This is a genomic window from Caenimonas soli (genome assembly GCF_013155545.1).
Classification (GTDB): domain Bacteria; phylum Pseudomonadota; class Gammaproteobacteria; order Burkholderiales; family Burkholderiaceae_C; genus Ramlibacter; species Ramlibacter soli.
Genome location: NZ_JABJVV010000014.1, coordinates 130,314 through 151,267, shown reverse-complemented (window position 1 = coordinate 151,267; position 20,954 = coordinate 130,314). Strand labels below are relative to the sequence as shown.

Genomic DNA, 20,954 nt, shown 5'->3' with positions numbered 1-20,954 from the left:
TACAGTACCTCCCATGGCGCCTGGCCCCTTAGGAATTTTTCTTAAGGCAAGCCTGCTGTTTTGCCTAAGAACGTACCGGACCTTCCCACCATGAACATCGATCTTCTGCCGATCACCGCCTTTGCCCTGCAGTCCTGCGGCCAAGCGGCCCAAGGCGTGGGCGAAGCCCGAACGTTGACGCTGCAGATGGCGCTGGCCCCGGTTCACTCTTCGCACGAGCCCATGAGCGGCAGGGCAAGCATCAACCAGGCTTTCGTGCACAGCGGCAACCTGTTGCGCGCGGCCGTGGTGCCCGCCGAAGGCCCGGTGCTGACCATTACCTTCTAGGCAACCACGCCCCAATGAAAAAACGCCCCTAAGGGCGTTTTTTCATTTCGGGGCGCACGGCTTAGATGCGGCCGATTTCACCAGAGGAGATCTGGCCCAGGCGAACCGCTTCGGCGGCTTGCGCACGCACCAGCCTGGAGTCCAGGTTGGACTTCACCGGAGCGGCAACGCGCGAACCGGCCGGCTCGGTGCTGCGGGTGGCGGGGACAGAGCTTGCTTCGGCCAGCACTTCGGCGCGGGTGCGGTTGCCTTCGAACTTCACGGCGTACTGCGAGCCGTCGGCTTCGTCGGCGCGCACGCCCGTGGATGCAACAGCGGCGAAAGCGGCGATGGCGAGGATGGCTTTGGTATTCATGACAAGGGACCTTTCAGTGAGTGGAGATGACCAGTATTTCGGTTGCCGCTTTGTCTTTTGCAGTTCAAGCATCAACCGTGATCTCACTGTAGGCGCCAGTATTTAGCTGGCCCTTAGGGTTTGCTTAGCTGGGAATTAGCACGCGCAAACGCTTTGCTCAAGCGGGCTCGATGCGCGCCACCAGCCCGCTGCGATCTTCGCGGTTGCGCAGCTCGATCCGCAGGCCGCAGCGCTGCGCCGCAGCGTGAGCGATGGACAGGCCCAGGCCACTGCCGCGGACCTGGCTGCCCGGCACGCGGAAGAAACGATCGAATACCCGCCCGAGCAGGTCCGGCGGAATTCCCGGGCCGGTGTCTATGACCTCGACCGCCGGCCGCGCTCCGTCGTTGACCAGCCGCACGTCCACCACACCGCCCTCGGGCGTGTAGCGCAAGGCGTTTTCGATCAGGTTGTCCAGCACGCTGCGCAGATCGCTGGGCGCGCAACGCAGCGTCGGCGGCAGGGCGCCCTCGGTCGCGCCCACCAGGCCGAGATCGATCCGGCGCTGGTCGGCCAGCGCGATCAGTGCGCTGATGCTCTCGTGGACTTGCGCGCGCAGGTCCACCGGACCGGCAGCCTCCAGCACGGGAGCCTCCTGGCGCGAGAGCTTGAGCAATTGGTCCACCAGCCGCTGGGCGCGGCTCACGCCGGCTTCGAGCTGCCCCAGGCTTTGCCTGCAGGCTCCGGGCGGCATGTCGCCGCGCACGTTTTCCAGCTGCAGCGCCACCGCCGTGATTGGCGTGCGCAATTCATGCGCCGCATCCTGCACGAAGCGGCGCTGGGTCACGAAGGCATCCCGCAGCCGCGTGAGCAGGCTGTTGAACGACGCCACCATCGGCTTGAGCTCGTGCGGCACGCGATCGAGCGGAATTTCAGAGATGGTGTTCTCGTCTTGCAGTGCGGCCTGCCGGCCGATGTCCTGGACCGCGCGCGACATCGCGCCGGACACGCCCCACAGGATCAGGATGGCCAGCGGCAGCAGGATCAGCACCGGAGCGATCGCCGCGCCGGCCCGCTCGGCCGCCAGGTGCGCGCGGAACGTTCCGCTCTGGAACACCTGCACGCGCCGGCCGCCGTGCTCCGCCGGGTCGGTGGCGTAGACGCGCCACAGCGCATCACCCACCCGCACGTCATCGAAACCGGGCCTCTGCTGAGGGCCCGCGGCCAGCTTCGGCAACGAGGTAGCCTGCAGCCGACCATCGGCGCCATACACCTGCACGACGTACGCGCCCCACTTGTGAATACGCTCGTCCGACGGCGACGGCGGCATCTGGTGCTCGTCCTGCACGGCGATGGACTGGCCGAGCTGCTCCATCTGGCTGTCCATGAACTCGCGCACCATGCCGCGGTAGCTCATGTACGAGAAGGCTGCGGAGGCGGCGCCTACGATCAGGAACAGGGGCACCAGCCACATCAGCAGCACGCGTTTCATCGAGCACATTCGCCCGGCCGGAAACACCTGGAAGAGGCGCGGACTCGACTGCGGCCCGGCGCTGCGCGGATAGCCTTGCAGGCCGGCTGCGCCGTCCGCACTGTGGAACTTCATCATGGCGTGGTCCCTGCTGGCGCCGGGGCGGTTGTGGTTGCTGCGGTTGCCGCAATGCGCCAGCCCAGGCCGCGCACGTTGCGAATGGTATCGGCGCCCAGCTTGCGGCGCATGCCGTGGATCAAGACATCCACCGCATTGCTGCTGACCTCCTCGCCCCAGCCGTAAATGCGGCTTTCGAGCTGGTCGCGCGACAGGATCGCGCCGGGCCGCTCGAGCAGGGCATGCAACAGCGCGAACTCACGCGCCGAGAGTTGCGAACGCTCGCCTTGCACCAGCACTTCGCGGGTGGTGATATCCAGCTGGATGTCGGCGCCGCCGATGACGGAATGGGCGCTGCCGTCGCGTCGCCGGATGACGGCCCGCATACGGGCCAGCAACTCGCGGAATTCATAGGGCTTGACCAGGTAGTCGTCGGCGCCGATGTCCAGGCCCGTGATCCGGTCGTCCAGTCCGTCACGGGCGGTGAGCACCAGCACGGGCGTTTGATCGCCAACGCTTCGCGCCTTACGCAGCACCTCGATGCCATCGCGCTTGGGCAGGCCCAGATCGAGCAGCACGCAGGCGTAGCCGCCGTCGCTGAGCGCGCTTTGCGCCAGCAGGCCGTCCTTCACCCAATCGACCGACCAGCCATTGCCGCCCAGTGCCTGCTTCAGGCTCTGGCCGATCATTTCGTCGTCTTCCACCAGCAGAACGCGCATCAGACCTCCGAACGTAATGGCAGCATACGATCCCAGCGCGCTTCTTGCCAGGCCTCGCGAGCGAACACGATCGCAGCGACGAGCAGCAGCAGTACCAACCCTGCCTCCAGCACAGCAGCGTTGGGAGAGAAAACGAGGAAAGCGCCTTTGGTGATAATCGCGGCCGTCACGACGGGCAAGCGCCAGGACGGCGCGAACGCGGCGATGACCAGCCCCGTTCCCAGCAGCACCAGCATGAACTGCCAGTGGGCGAGCAAACCGGCCGCCTGGGGATCCAGGGGCAGCCCTATCGCAAAGGGCGCGCACGCAGTCAGGGCGCCGGACACGAGCAGCAGGGCGACCGCCAGTCTGTGGAGCAGCTCATGCATAGGTTTCCCCTGGTTTGTGGACGATGTGCCGGAGCGTAGCCCCGCTGTCTTAGCCTTCTATTAGGCGGATTTGCCACAACCCAGGGCTGTTACACGGGTGGACAGCACTTTGAAGCTGATCAGCAGCGCTCCAATCCGTAAAATCTGATGCTTAGGCGTTAGTTTGGTATTTGTAACAAGGACGTGGCTCCGCCGTTTCCTAGGTTCAAGATCACGAAACTTGTCTAAGCCGTGATTTTTGAACGGGTTTTCGCGCTGTAGCGCGTTTGCTTAAGCCGCCTTAGGTTGTTTTCTTACCCAACAAGCGTTACTATTCAGTTGCCTTTTGATACAACTCGGCCTGGGAACAGAGAAGACCCCGTCTTGTAGCTCTGGCGATTTGTGAACATTTTTCTTGGAGCAACTATGAAAACCAACCGCATCGTTCTGAAGGCTGTCGCCGCCGCCGTCCTGGCTTCCACTGCTGGCTTGGCTGCCGCCGGTGGCACCACCACGGTGGACGTCACTGCGTCGGTGCCAAACGTCTGCACGTTCAGCGCAGCCACCATGCCGGCTATCGCCCTGGGCTCGATGAATCCCTCTACCGTGGGCGCAGGTGGCGTTTCCAATACAGGCAACATCACCTACAACTGCACCAACGGCCTAACGCCCGTCATCACCAAGACGGGTGGAGGCACCACGCTGACCGACGGCGCCAAGACCATTGCCTACACGTTCAGCCTGGGCACCCCGGAAGCAGGCCTGGGCTACGCCAGCGCCGGCAGTTCCAAGGTTGTGGCAACCGCTACCGTCTCGCAAGCCGCTGTACAGGGTGCGCAGCAAGGTACCAGCTATTCGGACACTGTGACCCTGTCGATCAACAACTGAGTCATGGGCCAACATCTCGTTGGGGCTGGCTCTCTCTGATGCCCAAGCCCCAACGAAATCGATATAAACCCACCATGAAAAGCCTGCCTTCCAGCCTCGCGTGCGCCATCGCCGCCGTGCTGATGGCGGCGGCAATGCCGGCCTACAGCAACGGCAGCAATTGCCTGTTCAGAGTCAGCGGTACCGTCGGCCTTGCTTTCGGGACCCTGGATCCCAGCGTCGGGGGCCCGAAAAGCGTGACTGGCTCGGTCGAGGTGGGCGACTGCAACGCCGTGCAGTTAATGGCGATCTCGATAGATCAGGGACAGCGCGGGAATCGCACAATGATTAGAGACTTGGGTACCGAGACCATTGCATACTCCATCGGTGCAGTGACCTTCGCAGGCGGAAACGCCGGTCCGGGCAACAATAACTTCAAGGTCGCCAGCTTCATGGGCACGGTGCAAGCCAGCGCATACTTGGGCGCTGTCGCCGGCACTTATCGCGATCGTCTGATACTCACCCTCACACCCTGAGCAGAAAGCGCGCCTTCATCACCGCCACTTCGGTTAACGCGATGGTACGAAACTGTTGGAGGGGTACGCTCGTTGCCTTGTGGTGCGCCTTGCTATTGGCGGGTGCGGCGCTGGCCGGCGAGTTCACGGTCAATCCGACCCGCCTCGATCTCGGCGCCGCCGCCCGCAGCGGCGCGGTCACCGTCCGCAACGAAGGCAAGCTTCCGCTCAGCTTCCAGCTTCAGGCGATGGAGTGGGCACAGGACGCCACTGGAAAAGACCAGTACACGGAAGCCCGGGACCTGATCTTCTTCCCCAAGATTCTCACTGTCGAGCCTGGCCAGGAAGGCGTGGTGCGGGTCGGCACAAGAACGCCCGTTGTGCCCGCCGAAAAAACCTATCGCCTTTTCATCGAGGAATTGCCCGGCACCCAAAAGGACCCGGAAAAACCGGGGGTGCAGATCACCTTCCTGATACGCTTCGGCGCTCCGGTTTTCATAGCCCCCGTCCAACCGCAGGACGGCCTGGAAATTGAAAGCGTCGAGCTCGCCAACGGCGAGCTGAACCTCTCCGCCAGGAACACCGGCAACCGGCATCAAATCATCAAGGGAATTCATCTGAAAGGCTCGGATGCGGCCGGCAAGGAAGTCTATTCGGCGACCCTGGCGGACCGCTACTTGCTGGCAGGCGCGGTGAAGCCGTTCAAAACCGCGATCGCCGGCGACCAGTGCGTGAAAATCGCAGCGCTCGAGGTCGAAATCAAGACCGACAGGCTCAACGCGACCCGCAAGCTGGAGGTGACCCGTGCCATGTGTGCTCCCAAATGAAGCACTCGAAGGCCGCCAATGCCCTTTGGTGTTTCCTCAGCGCGATGCCGGCTGTTTGCTGGCCGGCCGACGTCATGGTGGCAGCTGCCAACCCCGCGCAGGGCGAGACCATCGTTGTTCGCGTCACGCTCAACACCGAGAACAAAGGCGACCTGTTCGTTGAACGCACCTCGGGCCGCGACTTTTTGGTCAAGGTTCAGGACTTGAGGGCGATGGGTTTCAGAAGCCCGAGCGGGACCCCGTTGGTGATCGACGGCGAGAACTACATTTCACTTCGCTCCATGTCGGGCGTGAGCTTCGAGTTCCGCGAAAAGGAGTTGGTGCTGAATATCAGCGCCAATCCACAGCTGCTGGCAACGCAGTCCTTCGGCGTTGAAAGCCTCGGCAGGAATGCCGTGCGCACGGCCCCCAATGAGAGCAGCCTATTCGCCAATTATGCGCTGACCGCTGCCCACGACGACGTGGGAACGGCGGGCCTCGGTTTTGCCGGGGAGGTCGGCTGGCGAGCCGGCAACTACCTCTTCCTGTCGGATGGCAGCACGGTCACCGACGCCACGGGCAGGCGCAGATTCGTCCGGCTGATGAGCAACGTCACGCATGACGATCGCGAAGCGCTGCGGCGGACGGTGGTGGGGGATTTTTTTACGCCCGCGCGCGAATTCAGCACCGGCATCAACCTGGGCGGCGTCAGCGTATCGAAATTGTATGGGCTCAACCCGTATTTCATCCAGTTCCCGATGCAGAGCGTCAGCGGCAACGTTGCGCTACCAAGCGATCTCGAGGTTTTCGTCGACGGCCAACGGGTCCGCACCGAGCGGCTGAAGCCCGGCGAATTCGAATTGCGCGACATCCTGGCCTATGGGGGATCGCGCAATGTTCAACTGGTGCTGCGCGATTCCTTCGGCCGCGTCCAGCAACTGAACTATTCCTTTTATTTCAGCGACCAGCCCCTGCGGGGGGGGTTGCACGAATACAGCTACAACCTCGGGGCCATACGACGCGGCTTCGGGACCGACAGCAACCGGTATGGCCCGGCCGCGTTCAACATGTTCCACCGCTATGGCCTGACCGATGCGGTCACGCTGGGCTTGCGCGCCGAAGGTTCCAGGAAATTCCTCAATGCCGGACCGATGGCTACTTTCGTGCTTGGCAACAGCGGCGTGCTGGGCCTGGCCGCGGCGCGCAGCGAGGTTGCCGGCCAGCGGGGAACAGCCGGTTCGCTCTCGTACACCTATCAAGCCAAGGCTTGGAGCGCAGGCGTCTCGGCGCGCCGGGAATGGGGCCATTTTGCGGCCTTGGCCGACCCGCCGATCGTCACCAATCGCAAGCTCGAAGCCAGCGTGAGCGCGAGTTACAACATGGATGCGCGCGGCACGGTTTCCCTCGGCCATTCGTGGCTGTCGACGCGAAGCGGGATAACGGGATCAACGCCGACGCCCGCACAGCCCTACAGCGTGGCCGTGCTGGAGGATCAACGCCGGACGACCTTGAGCTATAGCGCGCCCATCGTCTCGGGCTGGGCCTCGCTGAATACGAGCTTGAGCCACATCAAGGAAAAGGTCGCGGGCAGCCGCAATGAGCTGTTCGTGGGCGTCAGCGTCTTTTTCGAGAAAGATTATTCCGCGGCCGCCAGCTATCGCAACGACCGGACCCGGAATTCGGAAGTGGTGGAACTGACCAAGAGGCAACCCATCGGGGAAGGCCTGGGTTTCACCATGGTGGCGGACCGCGACTCGGATCCCACGGGGCACAACCAAAGGTTCAAGTCGAGCGTGCAGTACAACGCGCCCGCCGCCATTCTTCGCGCCGATCTTGGCCGCAACCGCGATCAACAGGGCAAGACGTTTGACGACTATCGCGCCTCGGTCGCCGGCGGCATAGGTTATATCGACGGGACAGTTTCATTCGGGCGACCCATCACAGGCAGTTTCGGCATCGTCAAGGTGGGCGGGCTGCCTGGCGTCGGCGTTTTGGTCAACGGGCAACGGGTGGGCGAGACCGACGCCCAAGGCAAGCTCTTCCTGCCTACCTTGAATGCGTATACCGACAACGAAGTGACCCTCGCCGCCGAAACCATACCGATCGACTACTCCATAGCGGCGGTCGCAAGAAAGGTCTCACCGCCTTACAGGAGCGGCACGATGATCAATTTCGCGGCCAGGAAGCTGCAGGCTTTCAGCGGCAGGCTCAAGACACTAGGCAGGGACGGCCTCAAGTCGGTGGAGTTCGTGGAAATGAAGCTTGGCTCGGATGCGCCGCCCGAGGGACTGCAAACAGGGCGTGGCGGGGAATTTTATGCAGAGAATCTCAAGCCGGGAACCTATCCTGGCACCACGCTGCTCGACGGCGTGCCTTGCGCATTCGAGCTGGTCATCCCCAAATCCAGCGAGACCTTTGTCGAATTGGGCGACGTGGTTTGCAAGTCGCGCCCCTGACGAAGAACAGTAGCTTGTTTTTTAGAGGGGAGCGACCGAGAGGCGCATGGGCCATGCGTACGTGCCTGGCTGCGCCGACTGGGACAACAGAAAGCGGTACCCCAGGGCCAAGGTAGCCTTGGTGACGCCTGTAGGGGCACCGCTTTGCGCGATCACGCCGCCATCCGGGCTCAGCTGGACGACGCCGCCCAGACCATGGACCAGTATCTGGCGCATGAAGTCGCCTTGATTCGCGAACTCAAGCAGGTAACCGCCGGACGTATTGCTCTGGATGGCTACTTGCGAAGTCACCGGGACATCGACATAGCCGCGCGCCAGGTCGGCGGCGGTAACGACCACCGCGGTGGGCTGGGACAGTACCTGCAGGCTCGCGTGCTTGAGAATGGTCGCGCTCACCGTCATCTTGATCTCGCCCGCGGCTTGGGACGTGGCAGGGAGGCAAAGCAAACCCAGCGCCAGGGCCAGCAGCTGCGCCGGGTAAACCATTGTCCTGAAGCTTTTCATGATCTCTATTCCTAGTTCCATGGGCCGATCACCGATGGATTGAGAATAGGACCGCCCTGCTCAGCGGGAGTAAGCGAATTGCTTGGCGCCCCTAGGCAATAAGCCCCATCAGGGTTAGGCAAAACTGCACAGGGCCTTACGAAATCTGCCTATGGCAGAGCCCGCTAGCGCGGCAGTTCAGAAGCGCTCATGAGCGGCCAGGTACCGCCATTGCCCCACCGGCAGCTGCCCCAGCGGTACCCGCCCGATGCGGATGCGCTTGAGGCCCACCACTTTCAGCCCGACCAGTTCGCACATGCGCCGGATCTGGCGCTTCTTGCCTTCGGTCAGCACGAAGCGAAGCTGCTCGGGGTTCTGCCATTCCACCTGGGCGCGCTTCAGCGCCTGGCCGTCCAGGCTCAGGCCATGGCGCAAACGCGCCAGTTGCGCCGGTGGGAAGGCCGACTGGACATCGGTCGCGACCTCGCCGTAGTTCACCCGCACCAGATACTCCTTTTCCATGCCGCTGTCCTCGCCGATCAGCTGGCGGGCGACGCGGCCGTCCTGCGTGAGCACCAGGAGGCCGATGGAATCGATGTCCAGCCGGCCGGCCGGCGCCAGCCCGCGCAACTGCGAGGGGGCGAAACGCAGTTTCGAAGGGTCGCCGCTCCAGTGGTTGCGCTCCTGCACCAGGACGACGGCCGGTTGATGGCCGTCCTCGGCCTGGCCGCTGACGTAGCCCATGGGCTTGTTCAGGAGGATGGTGACTTGCTGCTGTTGCTGGCCCTGGGCCTTCGGGTCCACCTCGATGCGGGCATCCGGCGCGACCTGCAGGCCCATGACGGCGACTTCGCCGTCCACGCGCACCCAGCCGCGCGCAATCCAGTCGTCGGCTTCGCGCCGCGAGCACAGGCCCAGTTCGGCCATGCGTTTGTTCAGGCGGGTCGTGGCCGCCGCGGGAGAAGGTTCTGCCATGCGCCCTATGCTACCCGCGGGACCACATGGGAGCGCAGCGCCTCCAGGTCCAGGATGCGCAGGCCCCCGTATTCGACGCGAATGGTCCCCTGCGCCTCGAGCGCCGTCAGCGCTTCGTTGACACGCTGGCGCGACAGGCCCACCAGGTAGGCCAGTTCCTGCTGTGTGATGCGCAGCACGTCGCCCACACCGGGAAAAAGAATCGGGTTGAACAGCGCGGCGAGGCTGCGCGCGACGCGCAGGTCCGGGTTGTTCATGCGGTCGATCTCGCGCGCCGCGATGAACTGCCCGAGACGTTCGTTCAGCTGGTTCATCACGAAGCGGTTGAAGCCGATCGAGTGGTCCAGCAACAAGTGGAAGGTGTCCACGGGCAAGCCGGCCACCACGCTCTTTCGCAGCGCCTGGATGTTGTAGCGGTAGCTCTCGCGCTTCAAGGCCGTGCCCTCGCCGAACCAGCCGCCGGGAGGGAGGCCCGCGAACGTCATGGTCTGTCCCTGCTCGTTGTCGCTGCTCATTTTGAGCAAGCCTTCGACCACGCCGAACCAATAGGTCACGGGCCGGCCGACGCGGCACACGAAGTCGCCCGGCATGGCGTCGCCTACCTTAAGGTCGCTGACCGCGCGTTCGTATTGATCGGACTTGAGGACCTTGAGCCAGGGAATTCCATCCAGCTCGGCAGCTGTGGGCTCGCGGCGCCGCTGGTGCAAAGTGAGGTCGGTCGTCATGCCGGGATTGTGGCGAGTCAATCATCCTCCGGACAGCCCCTACTAGGACATTCCCTAGGATTGTCGTTGCAAAGACAACATGACGTCAAAGTGGCTCCTACGATGCCCCCAGGTTCAAGTAAGCAAGTACCGAAGGACATCGAATGGAGACCACGTTCCCGCGACTGCTGCTCCAGCACGCAGCGCAGCGCCCGGCCGCAGCGGCCATGCGCGAAAAGGAATACGGCATCTGGCAGACCCACAGCTGGGCCGCGATGGCCCAGATGGTCGAGCAGATCGCCTGCGGGCTGCATGAGGCCGGCCTGCGCGCCGGCGAACACATGGTGGTGGTGGGCGCCAACCGGCCGCGCCTGTACGCGACCATGCTGGCCGTGCAGTCGCTGGGCGCGGTGCCCATCCCCCTGTACCAGGACGCGGTCGCCGGCGAGTGCGTGTTCCCCATCAACAACGCCCACGTGCGCTTCGCTTTTGCCGAAGACCAGGAGCAGGTCGACAAGCTGCTGGAAGTGCGCGAGCAGTGCCCACAGCTCACCGCGATCTACTACGACGACCCGCGCGGCCTGCGCAAGTACAGCGAGCCCGGCCTGCTCTCAGTGGATGCGCTGATTGCCGCCGGCCAGGCTTTCGGCCGAACCGACGCCTCTTTCTTCAAGGCCCAGGTCGAGAGGGCCCGCCCCGACGACGTGGCGGCGATGTTCTTCACCTCGGGCACCACCGGCAACCCCAAGGGCGTGGTGCACACCCATCGCACCTTGCTGGATCGCGCCAAGGCCGGCGCCGATTTCGACAAGCTCACGCACGAGGAAGAGGTGCTGGCCTACCTGCCGCCGGCCTGGATCGGCCAGAACATCTTCAGCTATGCCCAGTGGCTGGCTTGCGGCTATGTCGTGAACTGCCCCGAATCGGCCGCCACCGTGGTGATCGACCTCAAGGAGATCGGCCCCACCTATTACTTCGCGCCGCCGCGAATCTTCGAGGGGCTCCTGACCACGGTGATGATCCGCATGGAGGACGCCAGCTGGCTCAAGCGCCGCATGTTCCACGGTTTCATGAACCTGGCCAAGCGCGTCGGCCCGTCCTTGATGGACAAGAAACCCGTCGGCGCGCTGGATCGGCTGAAGTACGCGATCGGCAACTTCCTGGTCTATGGCCCCTTGCGCAACAACCTGGGCTTCTCGCGGGTTCGCGTGGCCTACACCGCCGGCGAGGCCATCGGCCCCGACCTGTTCACCTTCTACCGCTCCATCGGCATCAACCTGAAGCAGCTGTATGGCTCCACAGAAACGGCCGTGTTCGTCTGCCTGCAGCCCGACAACCAGGCCAAGGCCGACACCGTGGGCATACCCATCAGCGGAGTCGAGATCAAGGTGGCCGACAACGGCGAGATCCTGGTGCGCTCGCCCGGCCTCCTGAAGGAGTACTACAAGAATCCCACGGCCACGGCCGAGGTGCTCACGGCCGATGGCTGGTATCACACCAGCGACGCCGGCTTCCTGGATGCGCAGGGCCACCTGAAGATCATCGACCGCGTCAAGGACGTCGGCCGCATCGCCGGCGGCGCCAACGACGGCGCCATGTTCGCGCCCAAGTACGTGGAGAACAAGCTCAAGTTCTTCCCCTACATCAAGGAAGCCGTGGCCTATGGCGACGGGCGCGATCGTGTCTGCGTGATGATCAACATCGACTCCGAGGCGGTGGGCAACTGGGCCGAGCGGCGCAACCTGCCCTATGCCGGCTACACCGACCTGGCGCAAAAGACCGAGGTCTATGAGCTCATCAAGGACTGCGTGGAGAAGGTCAACGCCGACCTGGCCGCCGATACCATGCTTGCCGGCTCGCAGATCAGCCGCTTCCTCATCTTGCACAAGGAGCTGGATGCCGACGATGGCGAACTCACCCGCACCAACAAGGTCCGCCGCGGCTTCATCGCCGAGAAGTACGACGTGCTGGTCGAGGCCCTGTACAGCGGCAAGACTGAGCAGTACATCGAGACCCAGGTCAAGTTCGAGGATGGCCGCACCGGCAGCGTCAATGCCACCTTGCGCATCGTCGATACCCAACTCTTCGCACCTGTGAGGGCCGCAGCATGAACATGATGACCGAGGCCGAGCACCTGGCCGCCAGGAGCGTACGCCAGAGCGGCGACGTGATCCTGGACGTGCAGAACATCTCGCTGGCGTTCGGCGGCGTCAAGGCGCTCACCGACATCTCCTTCAACGTGAAGGAGCACGAGATCCGCGCCATCATCGGGCCCAACGGCGCCGGCAAGAGCTCCATGCTCAACTGCATCAATGGCGTCTATCAGCCCCAGCAAGGCTCCATCACCTTCCGCGGCAAGACCTTCAAGCACATGAACAGCCACCAGGTGGCGGTGATGGGCGTGGCCCGCACCTTCCAGAACCTGGCCCTGTTCAAGGGCATGAGCGTGCTGGACAACATCATGACAGGCCGCAATCTGCGCATCAAGAGCAACCTGTTCCTGCAGGCGCTGCGCATCGGGCCGGCCGAGCGCGAGGAGATCCGCCACCGCGAATTCGTCGAGCACATCATCGACTTCCTGGAGATCCAGGCCTTCCGCAAGACCCCGGTGGGGCAGCTGCCCTACGGCCTGCAAAAGCGCGTCGACCTGGGCCGCGCCCTGGCGATGGAGCCGCAGATGCTGCTGCTGGACGAGCCCATGGCCGGCATGAACGTCGAAGAGAAGCAGGACATGTGCCGCTTCGTGCTGGACGTGAACGACGAGTTCGGGACCACCGTGGTGCTGATCGAGCACGACATGGGCGTGGTGATGGACATCAGCGACCGGGTGGTAGTGCTGGACTACGGCAAGAAGATCGGCGACGGCACGCCCGACGAAGTACGCAACAACCCCGAAGTGATCAAAGCCTACCTGGGCACCTCCGAATAAGGACGACAGAAGTGGGACCCTATATCGAAACAATCATCGGCGGCCTGATGTCGGGCATGCTGTATTCGCTGGTGGCGCTGGGCTTCGTGCTGATCTTCAAGGCCTCGGGCGTCTTCAACTTCGCCCAGGGCGCGATGGTGCTGTTCGCGGCGCTGGCCATGGCCCGCTTTGCCGAATGGATTCCGCAGTGGACCGGGCTGGAAGGCAAGTGGCTGCCCAACATCCTGGCCTTCATCGCCGCGCTCATCGTCATGATCGCCGTGGCCTGGGTGATCGAAAAGCTGGTGCTGGGCAAGCTGGTCAACCAGGAGGGCGTGACCCTGTTGATGGCCACGCTGGGCGTGTCCTACTTCCTGGACGGCTTCGGCCAGACCATCTTCGGCTCCTCCATCTACAAGATCGACGTAGGCATGCCCAAGGATCCGATCTTCCTGTTCCAGAGCACCTTCCAGGGCGGCTTGCTGATCAACAAGGAGGACGTGTTCGCCGCCGTGATCGCCGCAGGCCTGGTGGCCACGCTGGCGGCCTTCTTCCAGTACACCAGCACCGGCCGGGCCCTGCGCGCCGTGGCCGACGACCACCAGGCGGCGCAGTCGATCGGGATTCCGCTCAACCGCATCTGGGTGATCGTCTGGAGCGTGGCCGGTTTCGTGGCCCTGGTGGCCGGGATGATCTGGGGCAGCAAGCTGGGCGTGCAGTTCTCGCTGTCGGTGCTGGCCCTGAAGGCCTTGCCGCTGGTGATCCTGGGCGGCCTGACTTCGGTCCCCGGCGCCATCGTCGGCGGGTTGATCCTGGGCGTGGGCGAGAAACTGGCCGAGGTGTTCCTGGGCCCGATGCTGGGCGGCGGCATCGAGATCTGGTTCGCCTATGTGCTGGCGCTGGGCTTCCTGCTGATCCGGCCGCAAGGGCTGTTCGGCGAAAAGATCATCGATCGGGTTTGAAATGATTTACAGAGAAAACGGCCAGTTCAAGACCGGCTACCGCGCCGACCAGCAGATCTTCCCGATCGCGCAGGACCGGCTGGCGATCCTGCTGATCCTGGCGTTCGCCTTCCTGGTGGTGCCCGGCCTGGCCAGCGACTACCTGTTTCGCGCCATCATCATTCCCTTCCTGATCATGTCGCTGGCGGCCCTGGGAGTGAACATCCTGGTGGGCTACTGCGGACAGATCTCGCTGGGCTCGGGCGCCTTCATGGCGGTGGGCGCCTACGGCGCGTACAACTTCTTCGTGCGCATCCCCGGCATGCCGCTGATCCCGGCGCTGATCCTGGGCGGGCTGTGCGCCACGGCCTTCGGCATCCTGTTCGGGTTGCCCAGCCTGCGCGTCAAAGGTCTGTACCTGGCCGTCACAACGCTGGCCGCGCAGTTCTTCTCGGACTGGATGTTCCTGCGCATCAAGTGGTTCACGCTGGACACGCCCTCGGGCTCCGTATCGGTGTCCAACCTGCAGGTGTTCGGCCTGCCCATCGACAGCGCGGTGAGCAAGTACCTGTTCTGCCTGGCGGTGCTGGTGGTGATGGCGCTGATGGCCAAGAACCTGGTGCGCAGCGCGATCGGGCGCGAGTGGATGGCCATCCGCGACATGGACGTGGCCGCTTCGGTGATCGGCATCCGCCCGATGTACGCCAAGCTCACCGCCTTTGCCGTCAGCAGCTTCATCATCGGCGTGGCCGGGGGCCTGTGGGCCTTCGTCTACCTGGGCGCCTGGGAACCGGCGGCGTTCTCGGTGGACATGTCGTTCCGCCTGCTGTTCATGGTGATCATCGGCGGCATGGGCTCCATCATGGGCAGCTTCTTCGGGGCGGCGTTCATCGTGGTGCTGCCGATCTTCCTGAACCAGTTCCTGCCGGTGCTGGCCAGCCTGTTCGGCATCGCGATCTCCACCGCCGGCATCTCGCACGCCGAACTGATGATCTTCGGCGGCCTGATCGTGTGGTTCCTCATCGTCGAGCCGCACGGCCTGGCCAAGCTTTGGTCCACGGGCAAGCAGAAGCTGCGGCTGTGGCCCTTCCCGCATTGACATCCTTTCCCTGAGCGCTTTCCATCATTTATTACAGGAGACAAGCATGAAGCTACGAAACTTGACACTCGCGGTGGCCACGCTGGCCGCGGCGGCGTCGGTCATCTCGACCGACGCGCTGGCCCAGGCCAAGGATCAATTCATCCCGGTGCTTTCATACCGCACCGGGCCCTACGCGCCCAACGGCACGCCTTGGGCCAATGGCTATGTCGACTACATCAAGCTGGTCAATGCCAAGGGCGGCCTGAACGGCGTGAAGCTCAGCTGGGAAGAATGCGAAACCGGCTACGACACGGCGCGCAGCGTCGAATGCTATGAGCGCCTGAAGGGCAAGGGTGCATCGTTCGTGCAGCCGCTGTCGACCGGCGCCACGTTCGCCATCACGGAGAAAGCCCCGGCCGACAAGATCCCCGTGGTGACGGTGGGCTATGGTCGCAGCGAGAGCGCTGACGGCACGGTGTTCAAGTGGAACTTCCCGATCGCCGGCACTTACTGGGTGGCCAGCGACACCATCATGCAAGCCATCGCCAAGAAGGAAGGCGGCTTCGACAAGCTCAAGGGCAAGAAGATCGCCCTGGTCTACCACGACAGCCCGTACGGCAAGGAACCCATCCCGCTGCTGCAGGAGCGTTCGCGCATGCACGGCTTCGAGCTGCAGCTGCTGCCGGTGGCGGCCCCTGGCGTGGAGCAGAAAGCCACCTGGCTGCAGATTCGCCAGGCTCGCCCCGACTATGTGGCGCTGTGGGGCTGGGGCGTGATGAACTCCACCGCCATCAAGGAGGCACAGGCCACCGGCTATCCGCGCGAGAAGATGTACGGCGTCTGGTGGGCCGGTGCCGAGCCTGACGTCAAGGACGTGGCCGATGGCGCCAAGGGCTACAACGCGGTGGCGTTGCAGCACGGCGCCGAGCCCGACTCCAAGGTGGTCAAAGACATCATGAGCCTGGTGCATGCGAAGGGCCAGGGCACGGGTCCGAAGGAAGAAGCCGGCCAGGTGCTGTACATGCGCGGCGCCATGAGCGCCATGCTGGGCATCGAAGGCATCCGGGCCGCGCAGGAGCGCTTCGGCAAGGGCAAGGTCATGACCGGCGAGCAGGTGCGCTGGGGCCTGGAAAACCTGAACCTGACCCAGGCCAAGCTGGACGCGCTGGGCTTTGCCGGCGTGATGCGCCCCATCAGCACCTCGTGCTCGGATCACATGGGCGCTGCGTGGGCCCGCATCCACACCTGGGACGGCAAGCAGTGGAAGTTCACCTCCGACTGGCTGCAGGGCGACGAGCAGATTATCAAGCCGCTGATCAAATCGACGGCGGCCAAGTACGCGGCCGACAAGAAGCTGACGGCGCGCGCGCCGGCTGACTGCCAGTCCTGAAATGCAATTGTCATCCCGGCCGCGTGCCGGGATGACAAATCCTTCGCAAGCGTTGCGTGCAGCGCTTGCAAAGGATCCAACACACTATGAGCACAAGAAACATCGTTCTCAACGTCAATGGCATCGAGGTCATCTACAACCACGTGATCCTGGTGCTCAAGGGGGTATCGCTGCAGGTGCCCGAAGGCGGCATCGTGGCCATCCTGGGCGGCAATGGCGCGGGCAAGACCACCACGCTGCGCGCTGTCTCCAACCTGCTCAAGGGAGAACGCGGCGCGGTGACCAAGGGCTCCATCGAACTGCGCGGCGAGCGCATCGAGAACCTCACACCGGCCGACCTGGTACAGCGCGGTGTGGTGCAGGTGATGGAGGGCCGGCACTGCTTTGCTCACCTGACCATCGAGGAGAACCTGCTCACGGGCGCCTACACCCGCACCAGCAAGGCCGAGATCGCGGCCAACCTGGAGAAGGTCTATGCCTATTTCCCGCGCCTGAAGCAGCGCCGCACCTCGCAGGCGGCCTACACCTCGGGAGGGGAGCAGCAGATGTGCGCCATCGGCCGCGCCTTGATGGCCAACCCGAGCATGGTCCTGCTCGATGAGCCGTCGATGGGACTGGCGCCGCAGATCGTGCAGGAGGTGTTCGAGATCGTGAAAGACCTCAACACCAAGGAACGCGTCACCTTCCTCCTGGCCGAGCAGAACACCAATATGGCCCTGAAGTATTCCGACTACGGCTACATCATGGAAAGTGGCCGCGTCGTGATGGACGGCCCCGCATCGGAGCTCGCGACCAACGAGGACGTGAAGGAGTTCTACCTGGGCGTGGGCGGCGGCGAGCGCAAGAGCTTCCGTGAAGTCAAGAGCTACAAGCGGCGCAAGCGCTGGTTAGCATGACCCACCCCCGAAGCGCCTTCGGCGCCTCCCCCTCAAGGGGGCGCCACCGGCGGCCCGGCGAAGCCGGTTCCGCGGTGGCCCACGAATGACCACCGTTGCCAATGGAAACGTACATGAGTAAACACTACGACGCATTGGAAACACGCGCTCCGGCGCAGCGTGAAGCCGAACTGATGGCGGCATTGCCGCGGCAGGTGGCCCACGCCCAGCGCGCGACACCGGCGTTCGCCGCCATACTCGGCGGCGTCGACGCGGCCGGCGTCACGTCGCGTGAGGCGCTCGCCCGCCTGCCCGTCACCCGCAAGCACGAATTGTTCGAGCGGCAGCGCGCGGCTCGCGCCACGGATCCGTTCGGCGGTTTTTCAGCATTGGTGCGCGGCCCGAAGATGACTCGTGCTTTCGCATCGCCGGGCCCCATCTACGAACCCGAAGGGACGGCCAAGGACTACTGGCGCGCCGGGCGTGCCATGTTCGCCGCCGGCTTTCGAGCGGGCGACCTGGTGCACAACGCCTTCAGCTACCACATGACCCCTGGCGCCTTCATCATGGAGTCGGGCGCCCACGCGGTCGGCTGCACGGTGTTCCCCGCTGGGGTCGGCCAGACCGAGCAACAATTGCAGGCGATCGGCGAGCTCAAGCCCGACGCCTACATGGGCACGCCGAGCTTCCTGCGCATCCTGGTCGAAAAAGCCCTGGAAACAGGCAGCGATATCTCGAGCATCCACAAGGGGCTGACGGGAGGCGAGGCGCTCCCACCTACGCTTCGCGACTGGTTTACGCAGCACGGCCTGGCCGTGTACCAAAGCTACGCCACGGCCGACCTGGGCCTCATCGCCTATGAGACGCAGGCACGCGAAGGCCTGGTGCTGGACGAGGGCGTGATCGTGGAGATCGTGCGTCCGGGCACCGGCGACCCCGTGCCCGAAGGCGAGGTGGGCGAACTGGTCGTGACCACGCTCAATCCCGACTATCCGCTCATTCGGTTCGGGACCGGCGACCTGTCGGCCCTGCTGCCCGGCATCTGCCCGACCGGCCGCACCAACTCGCGCATCAAGGGCTGGATGGGCCGGGCCGACCAGACGACGAAGATCCGCGGCATGTTCGTGCATCCGGCGCAGGTGGCCGACATCGCCCGGCGTTTCCCCGAGGTGATCAAGGCCCGGCTGGTGGTTAGCGGCGAAATGGCCAACGACGTGATGACGCTCAAGGTGGAGGCCGCCGCGGCGCCGCAAGGGCTCGATGCGCGGATCGGCGAAGCCATCCGCGACGTCACCAAGCTGCGCGGCGACGTGCAGCTCTTGCAACCTGGCAGCCTGCCTAACGATGGCAAGGTGATCGAGGATGCGCGCAGCTACAAGTAGCTACGAGTAGCTACGTCTAGGGTTACCCCGGGGTGGCGGTACGTAATTTCCGCGATGCAGATGCGCGTAGACGAACTTAGTATCTGCGGATTCACCAATTCAAGGAGCCACCGATGAACCCATTGTTCAAGTCCCTCACTCCCCTGGCGGTCTTGGCCGCTGTCACGCTGGGCGCACAGGCGGCCGACTTCCCCATCAAGGACAGGCCCATCACCATCGTCGTGCCGTTCACGGCCGGCGGCCCCACCGACCGGGTGGCGCGCGACCTGGCGGAGGCCATGCGCAAGCCGCTGGGCGGCATTCCCATCGTGGTCGACAACGCGGCTGGGGCCGGCGGTTCGATCGGCGCCAACAAAGTCGCCAAGGCCACGGCCGACGGCCACACCCTGCTGCTGCACCACATCGGCATGGCCACCATGCCCACGCTGGTGCGCAACATCCCCTTCAAGGTCGAAAGCGACTTCGAATACCTCGGCATGGTCAACGACGTTCCGATGACGCTGATTGGCCGCCCCTCGCTGCCGGCCAATAATTTCGCCGAGCTGCGCAGCTGGCTGGAAACCAACAAAGGCAAGGTAAACCTTGCCAATGCGGGCGTCGGCGCCGCCTCTCACCTCTGCGGGCTGTTGCTCATGAACGCGCTCAAGATCGACATGACCACCGTGCCCTACAAGGGAACTGCACCTGCGATGACGGACATTATTGGCGGGCAGGTCGACCTGATGTGCGATCAGACCACCAACACGACCTCGCAGATCGAAGCCAAAAAGGTCAAGGCCTATGCGGTCACCACCCCCAAGCGCCTGACCACCCCGGCCCTCAAGGATCTGCCGACGTTGCAGGAAGCTGGCCTCAAGGACTTCCAGGTCACCATCTTCCACGGCCTGTACGCGCCCAAGGGAACCCCTGCTGACGTGCAGAAAAAGCTCAACGACGCATTGAAGGTCGCACTCAAGGATCCCGACTTCATCAAAAAGCAGGAAGGCCTGGGCGCCGTGGTGGTGAACGACAAGCGCATGGAGCCGGCCGAGCACAAGAAATTCGTCGCCGCCGAAATCGCCAAATGGAGCCCGATCATCAAGGCCGCCGGCGTTTACGCCGACTGAAGCTGTCGCGATGTGACGCTTTGAAGGCCGCCTCCGGGCGGCCTTTTTTATTTCCATAGAGAATGCATAGACAAGAAGGAGACTGCCATGAAGCCTGCCCTGTCCATCCCCCGGCGCCTGGCGCTGGTCGCTGTATCCCTGGCCGCCCTCGCGCCTGCTTTTCCGGCGTCCGCGCAGGGCGCCTGGCCCAGCAAGCCGGTGCGCATCGTGGTGCCTTTCGCCCCGGGCGGCACTACCGACATCCTGGCCCGCGCGCTGGCGCCTGAATTGTCCAAGGCCTTCGGCCAGCAGTTCGTGGTGGAGAACCGCGCCGGTGCCGGCGGCAACATCGGCGCGGATGCGGTAGCAAAGTCGGCGCCGGACGGTTACACCCTGCTGATGGGCACCGTCGGCACGCACGGCATCAACAAGTCCCTGTACAGCAAGATGCCCTTCGATCCGCAGCGGGACTTCTCCCCCATCACGCTGGTGGCGGGCGTTCCCAACGTGATGGTGATGAACACCGAGAAAGCCAAGGCGCGCGGCATCAACAATGTCCAGGATTTCATCCGCTATGCCAAGGCCAACCCCGGCAAGGTCAACATGGCTTCCAGCGGCAACGGCACCTCGATCCACCTGGCCGGCGAGCTGTTCAAGAGCATGGCCGGCGTCTACATGACCCACTTCCCGTACGGCGGCTCCGGCCCGGCCCTGCTGGGCCTGCTGGGCGGCGACATGGATGTGATGTTCGACAACCTGCCTTCGTCCATGCCGCACATCAAGGCGGGCAAGCTCAAGGCGCTGGCCGTGACCAGCAATCAGCGCTCCGCCGCCCTGCCCGATGTGCCCACGGTGGAACAGGCGGCCGGCCTCAAGGGCTTCGAGGCCAGTTCCTGGTTCGGGCTGCTGGCGCCCGCCGGCACGGCGCCGGACATCGTCAACCGGATCCAGCAGGAAACCGCCAAGGCGCTGAATGTGCCGTCGATCAAGGAGCGGCTGCTCGCGCAGGGCGCGATCCCGAGCGGCAACTCGCCCGCGGAATTCGCCAAGCTGATCGACGCGGAAATCCGCAAGTGGGGCCAGGTGGTGAAGACCTCGGGCGCGAAGGTGGACTAAGGCCGAAAGGGATGTCATTGCGGGCTCGACCCGCAACCCATGAATTCAGGAGGTC

21 protein-coding genes are annotated in these 20,954 nt (G+C 64.1%); 14 read left to right on the top strand and 7 right to left on the bottom strand.

Features of this window, described 5'->3' with window-relative positions; genetic code table 11:
- The first annotated feature begins 90 nt into the window (after nucleotides 1–90).
- The gene (locus tag HNE04_RS20805; RefSeq protein WP_172223508.1) at nucleotides 91–327 is read left to right on the top strand and encodes a hypothetical protein; all 237 of its coding nucleotides are present in this window, start codon (nucleotides 91–93) and stop codon (nucleotides 325–327) included.
- A gap of 61 nt (nucleotides 328–388) precedes the next feature.
- On the opposite strand, the gene HNE04_RS20800 is transcribed toward HNE04_RS20805, so the two are convergent.
- The 4 genes from HNE04_RS20800 to HNE04_RS20785 form a co-directional block, all read right to left on the bottom strand.
- A complete protein-coding gene (locus tag HNE04_RS20800) occupies nucleotides 389–682 on the bottom strand; it encodes a DUF4148 domain-containing protein (RefSeq protein WP_172223505.1) in 294 nt (97 codons plus the stop codon).
- 157 nt (nucleotides 683–839) lie between these two features.
- The gene (locus HNE04_RS20795) at nucleotides 840–2,270 is read right to left on the bottom strand and encodes a sensor histidine kinase (RefSeq protein ID WP_172223503.1); all 1,431 of its coding nucleotides are present in this window, start codon (nucleotides 2,268–2,270) and stop codon (nucleotides 840–842) included.
- Entirely contained in the window at nucleotides 2,267–2,968 is a 702-nt protein-coding gene (locus tag HNE04_RS20790) for a response regulator (RefSeq protein ID WP_172223500.1), read from the bottom strand. Before HNE04_RS20790 ends, HNE04_RS20795 begins: the two co-directional genes overlap by 4 nt.
- The gene (locus HNE04_RS20785; RefSeq protein ID WP_172223497.1) at nucleotides 2,968–3,336 is read right to left on the bottom strand and encodes a hypothetical protein; all 369 of its coding nucleotides are present in this window, start codon (nucleotides 3,334–3,336) and stop codon (nucleotides 2,968–2,970) included. Before HNE04_RS20785 ends, HNE04_RS20790 begins: the two co-directional genes overlap by 1 nt.
- Nucleotides 3,337–3,741: 405 nt before the next feature.
- Between HNE04_RS20785 and HNE04_RS20780 the strand changes: the two genes are divergently transcribed.
- The 4 genes from HNE04_RS20780 to HNE04_RS20765 all read left to right on the top strand — a co-directional run bounded on the left by HNE04_RS20780 (nucleotide 3,742) and on the right by HNE04_RS20765 (nucleotide 7,959).
- Nucleotides 3,742–4,203 carry a hypothetical protein gene (locus HNE04_RS20780; RefSeq protein WP_172223495.1) on the top strand — a complete coding sequence of 154 codons (462 nt, stop codon included), beginning with the start codon at nucleotides 3,742–3,744 and terminating at the stop codon, nucleotides 4,201–4,203.
- 74 nt (nucleotides 4,204–4,277) lie between these two features.
- A complete protein-coding gene (locus HNE04_RS20775) occupies nucleotides 4,278–4,718 on the top strand; it encodes a spore coat protein U domain-containing protein (protein WP_172223493.1) in 441 nt (146 codons plus the stop codon).
- Nucleotides 4,719–4,795: 77 nt separating this feature from the next.
- Nucleotides 4,796–5,524, top strand: coding sequence for a fimbrial biogenesis chaperone (locus HNE04_RS20770; protein WP_172223490.1), 729 nt, complete (start codon nucleotides 4,796–4,798; stop codon nucleotides 5,522–5,524).
- On the top strand, nucleotides 5,521–7,959 hold the full coding sequence (locus HNE04_RS20765) for a fimbria/pilus outer membrane usher protein (protein ID WP_172223488.1): 2,439 nt from the start codon (nucleotides 5,521–5,523) through the stop codon (nucleotides 7,957–7,959). The genes HNE04_RS20770 and HNE04_RS20765 overlap by 4 nt, the downstream gene beginning before the upstream one ends.
- A 21-nt stretch (nucleotides 7,960–7,980) precedes the next feature.
- Here HNE04_RS20765 and HNE04_RS20760 read toward each other — a convergent pair whose 3' ends face one another.
- The 3 genes from HNE04_RS20760 to HNE04_RS20750 all read right to left on the bottom strand — a co-directional run bounded on the left by HNE04_RS20760 (nucleotide 7,981) and on the right by HNE04_RS20750 (nucleotide 10,142).
- Nucleotides 7,981–8,463, bottom strand: a complete 483-nt coding sequence (locus HNE04_RS20760) for a hypothetical protein (protein WP_172223485.1) — start codon at nucleotides 8,461–8,463, stop codon at nucleotides 7,981–7,983.
- 177 nt (nucleotides 8,464–8,640) lie between these two features.
- Nucleotides 8,641–9,417 carry a pseudouridine synthase gene (locus HNE04_RS20755; RefSeq protein WP_172223482.1) on the bottom strand — a complete coding sequence of 259 codons (777 nt, stop codon included), beginning with the start codon at nucleotides 9,415–9,417 and terminating at the stop codon, nucleotides 8,641–8,643.
- A 5-nt stretch (nucleotides 9,418–9,422) separates the two neighbouring features.
- On the bottom strand, nucleotides 9,423–10,142 hold the full coding sequence (locus HNE04_RS20750; protein WP_172223480.1) for a Crp/Fnr family transcriptional regulator: 720 nt from the start codon (nucleotides 10,140–10,142) through the stop codon (nucleotides 9,423–9,425).
- A gap of 143 nt (nucleotides 10,143–10,285) precedes the next feature.
- Between HNE04_RS20750 and HNE04_RS20745 the strand changes: the two genes are divergently transcribed.
- From HNE04_RS20745 to HNE04_RS20705, 9 genes are all read left to right on the top strand, one after another.
- On the top strand, nucleotides 10,286–12,232 hold the full coding sequence (locus tag HNE04_RS20745) for an AMP-binding protein (RefSeq protein ID WP_172223477.1): 1,947 nt from the start codon (nucleotides 10,286–10,288) through the stop codon (nucleotides 12,230–12,232).
- Complete coding sequence (locus HNE04_RS20740) at nucleotides 12,229–13,050, top strand: ABC transporter ATP-binding protein (protein WP_172223474.1); 822 nt, start codon at nucleotides 12,229–12,231, stop codon at nucleotides 13,048–13,050. Before HNE04_RS20745 ends, HNE04_RS20740 begins: the two co-directional genes overlap by 4 nt.
- A gap of 47 nt (nucleotides 13,051–13,097) precedes the next feature.
- Entirely contained in the window at nucleotides 13,098–13,991 is an 894-nt protein-coding gene (locus HNE04_RS20735; protein WP_207717666.1) for a branched-chain amino acid ABC transporter permease, read from the top strand.
- A gap of 1 nt (nucleotide 13,992) precedes the next feature.
- On the top strand, nucleotides 13,993–15,069 hold the full coding sequence (locus tag HNE04_RS20730) for a branched-chain amino acid ABC transporter permease (RefSeq protein WP_172223469.1): 1,077 nt from the start codon (nucleotides 13,993–13,995) through the stop codon (nucleotides 15,067–15,069).
- Between the two features lie 46 nt (nucleotides 15,070–15,115).
- On the top strand, nucleotides 15,116–16,441 hold the full coding sequence (locus tag HNE04_RS20725; protein WP_172223467.1) for an ABC transporter substrate-binding protein: 1,326 nt from the start codon (nucleotides 15,116–15,118) through the stop codon (nucleotides 16,439–16,441).
- Nucleotides 16,442–16,527: 86 nt separating this feature from the next.
- A complete protein-coding gene (locus tag HNE04_RS20720; protein ID WP_172223464.1) occupies nucleotides 16,528–17,337 on the top strand; it encodes an ABC transporter ATP-binding protein in 810 nt (269 codons plus the stop codon).
- A 113-nt stretch (nucleotides 17,338–17,450) separates the two neighbouring features.
- Nucleotides 17,451–18,698 (top strand): phenylacetate--CoA ligase family protein, encoded by a 1,248-nt coding sequence (locus HNE04_RS20715; RefSeq protein WP_172223462.1) that lies wholly within the window; start codon nucleotides 17,451–17,453, stop codon nucleotides 18,696–18,698.
- Nucleotides 18,699–18,811: 113 nt separating this feature from the next.
- Nucleotides 18,812–19,804: a tripartite tricarboxylate transporter substrate-binding protein gene (locus tag HNE04_RS20710; RefSeq protein ID WP_172223459.1), complete on the top strand. Its 993-nt coding sequence runs from the start codon at nucleotides 18,812–18,814 to the stop codon at nucleotides 19,802–19,804.
- A gap of 87 nt (nucleotides 19,805–19,891) precedes the next feature.
- Nucleotides 19,892–20,899, top strand: a complete 1,008-nt coding sequence (locus tag HNE04_RS20705; protein ID WP_172223457.1) for a tripartite tricarboxylate transporter substrate binding protein — start codon at nucleotides 19,892–19,894, stop codon at nucleotides 20,897–20,899.
- Nucleotides 20,900–20,954 lie beyond the last annotated feature (55 nt).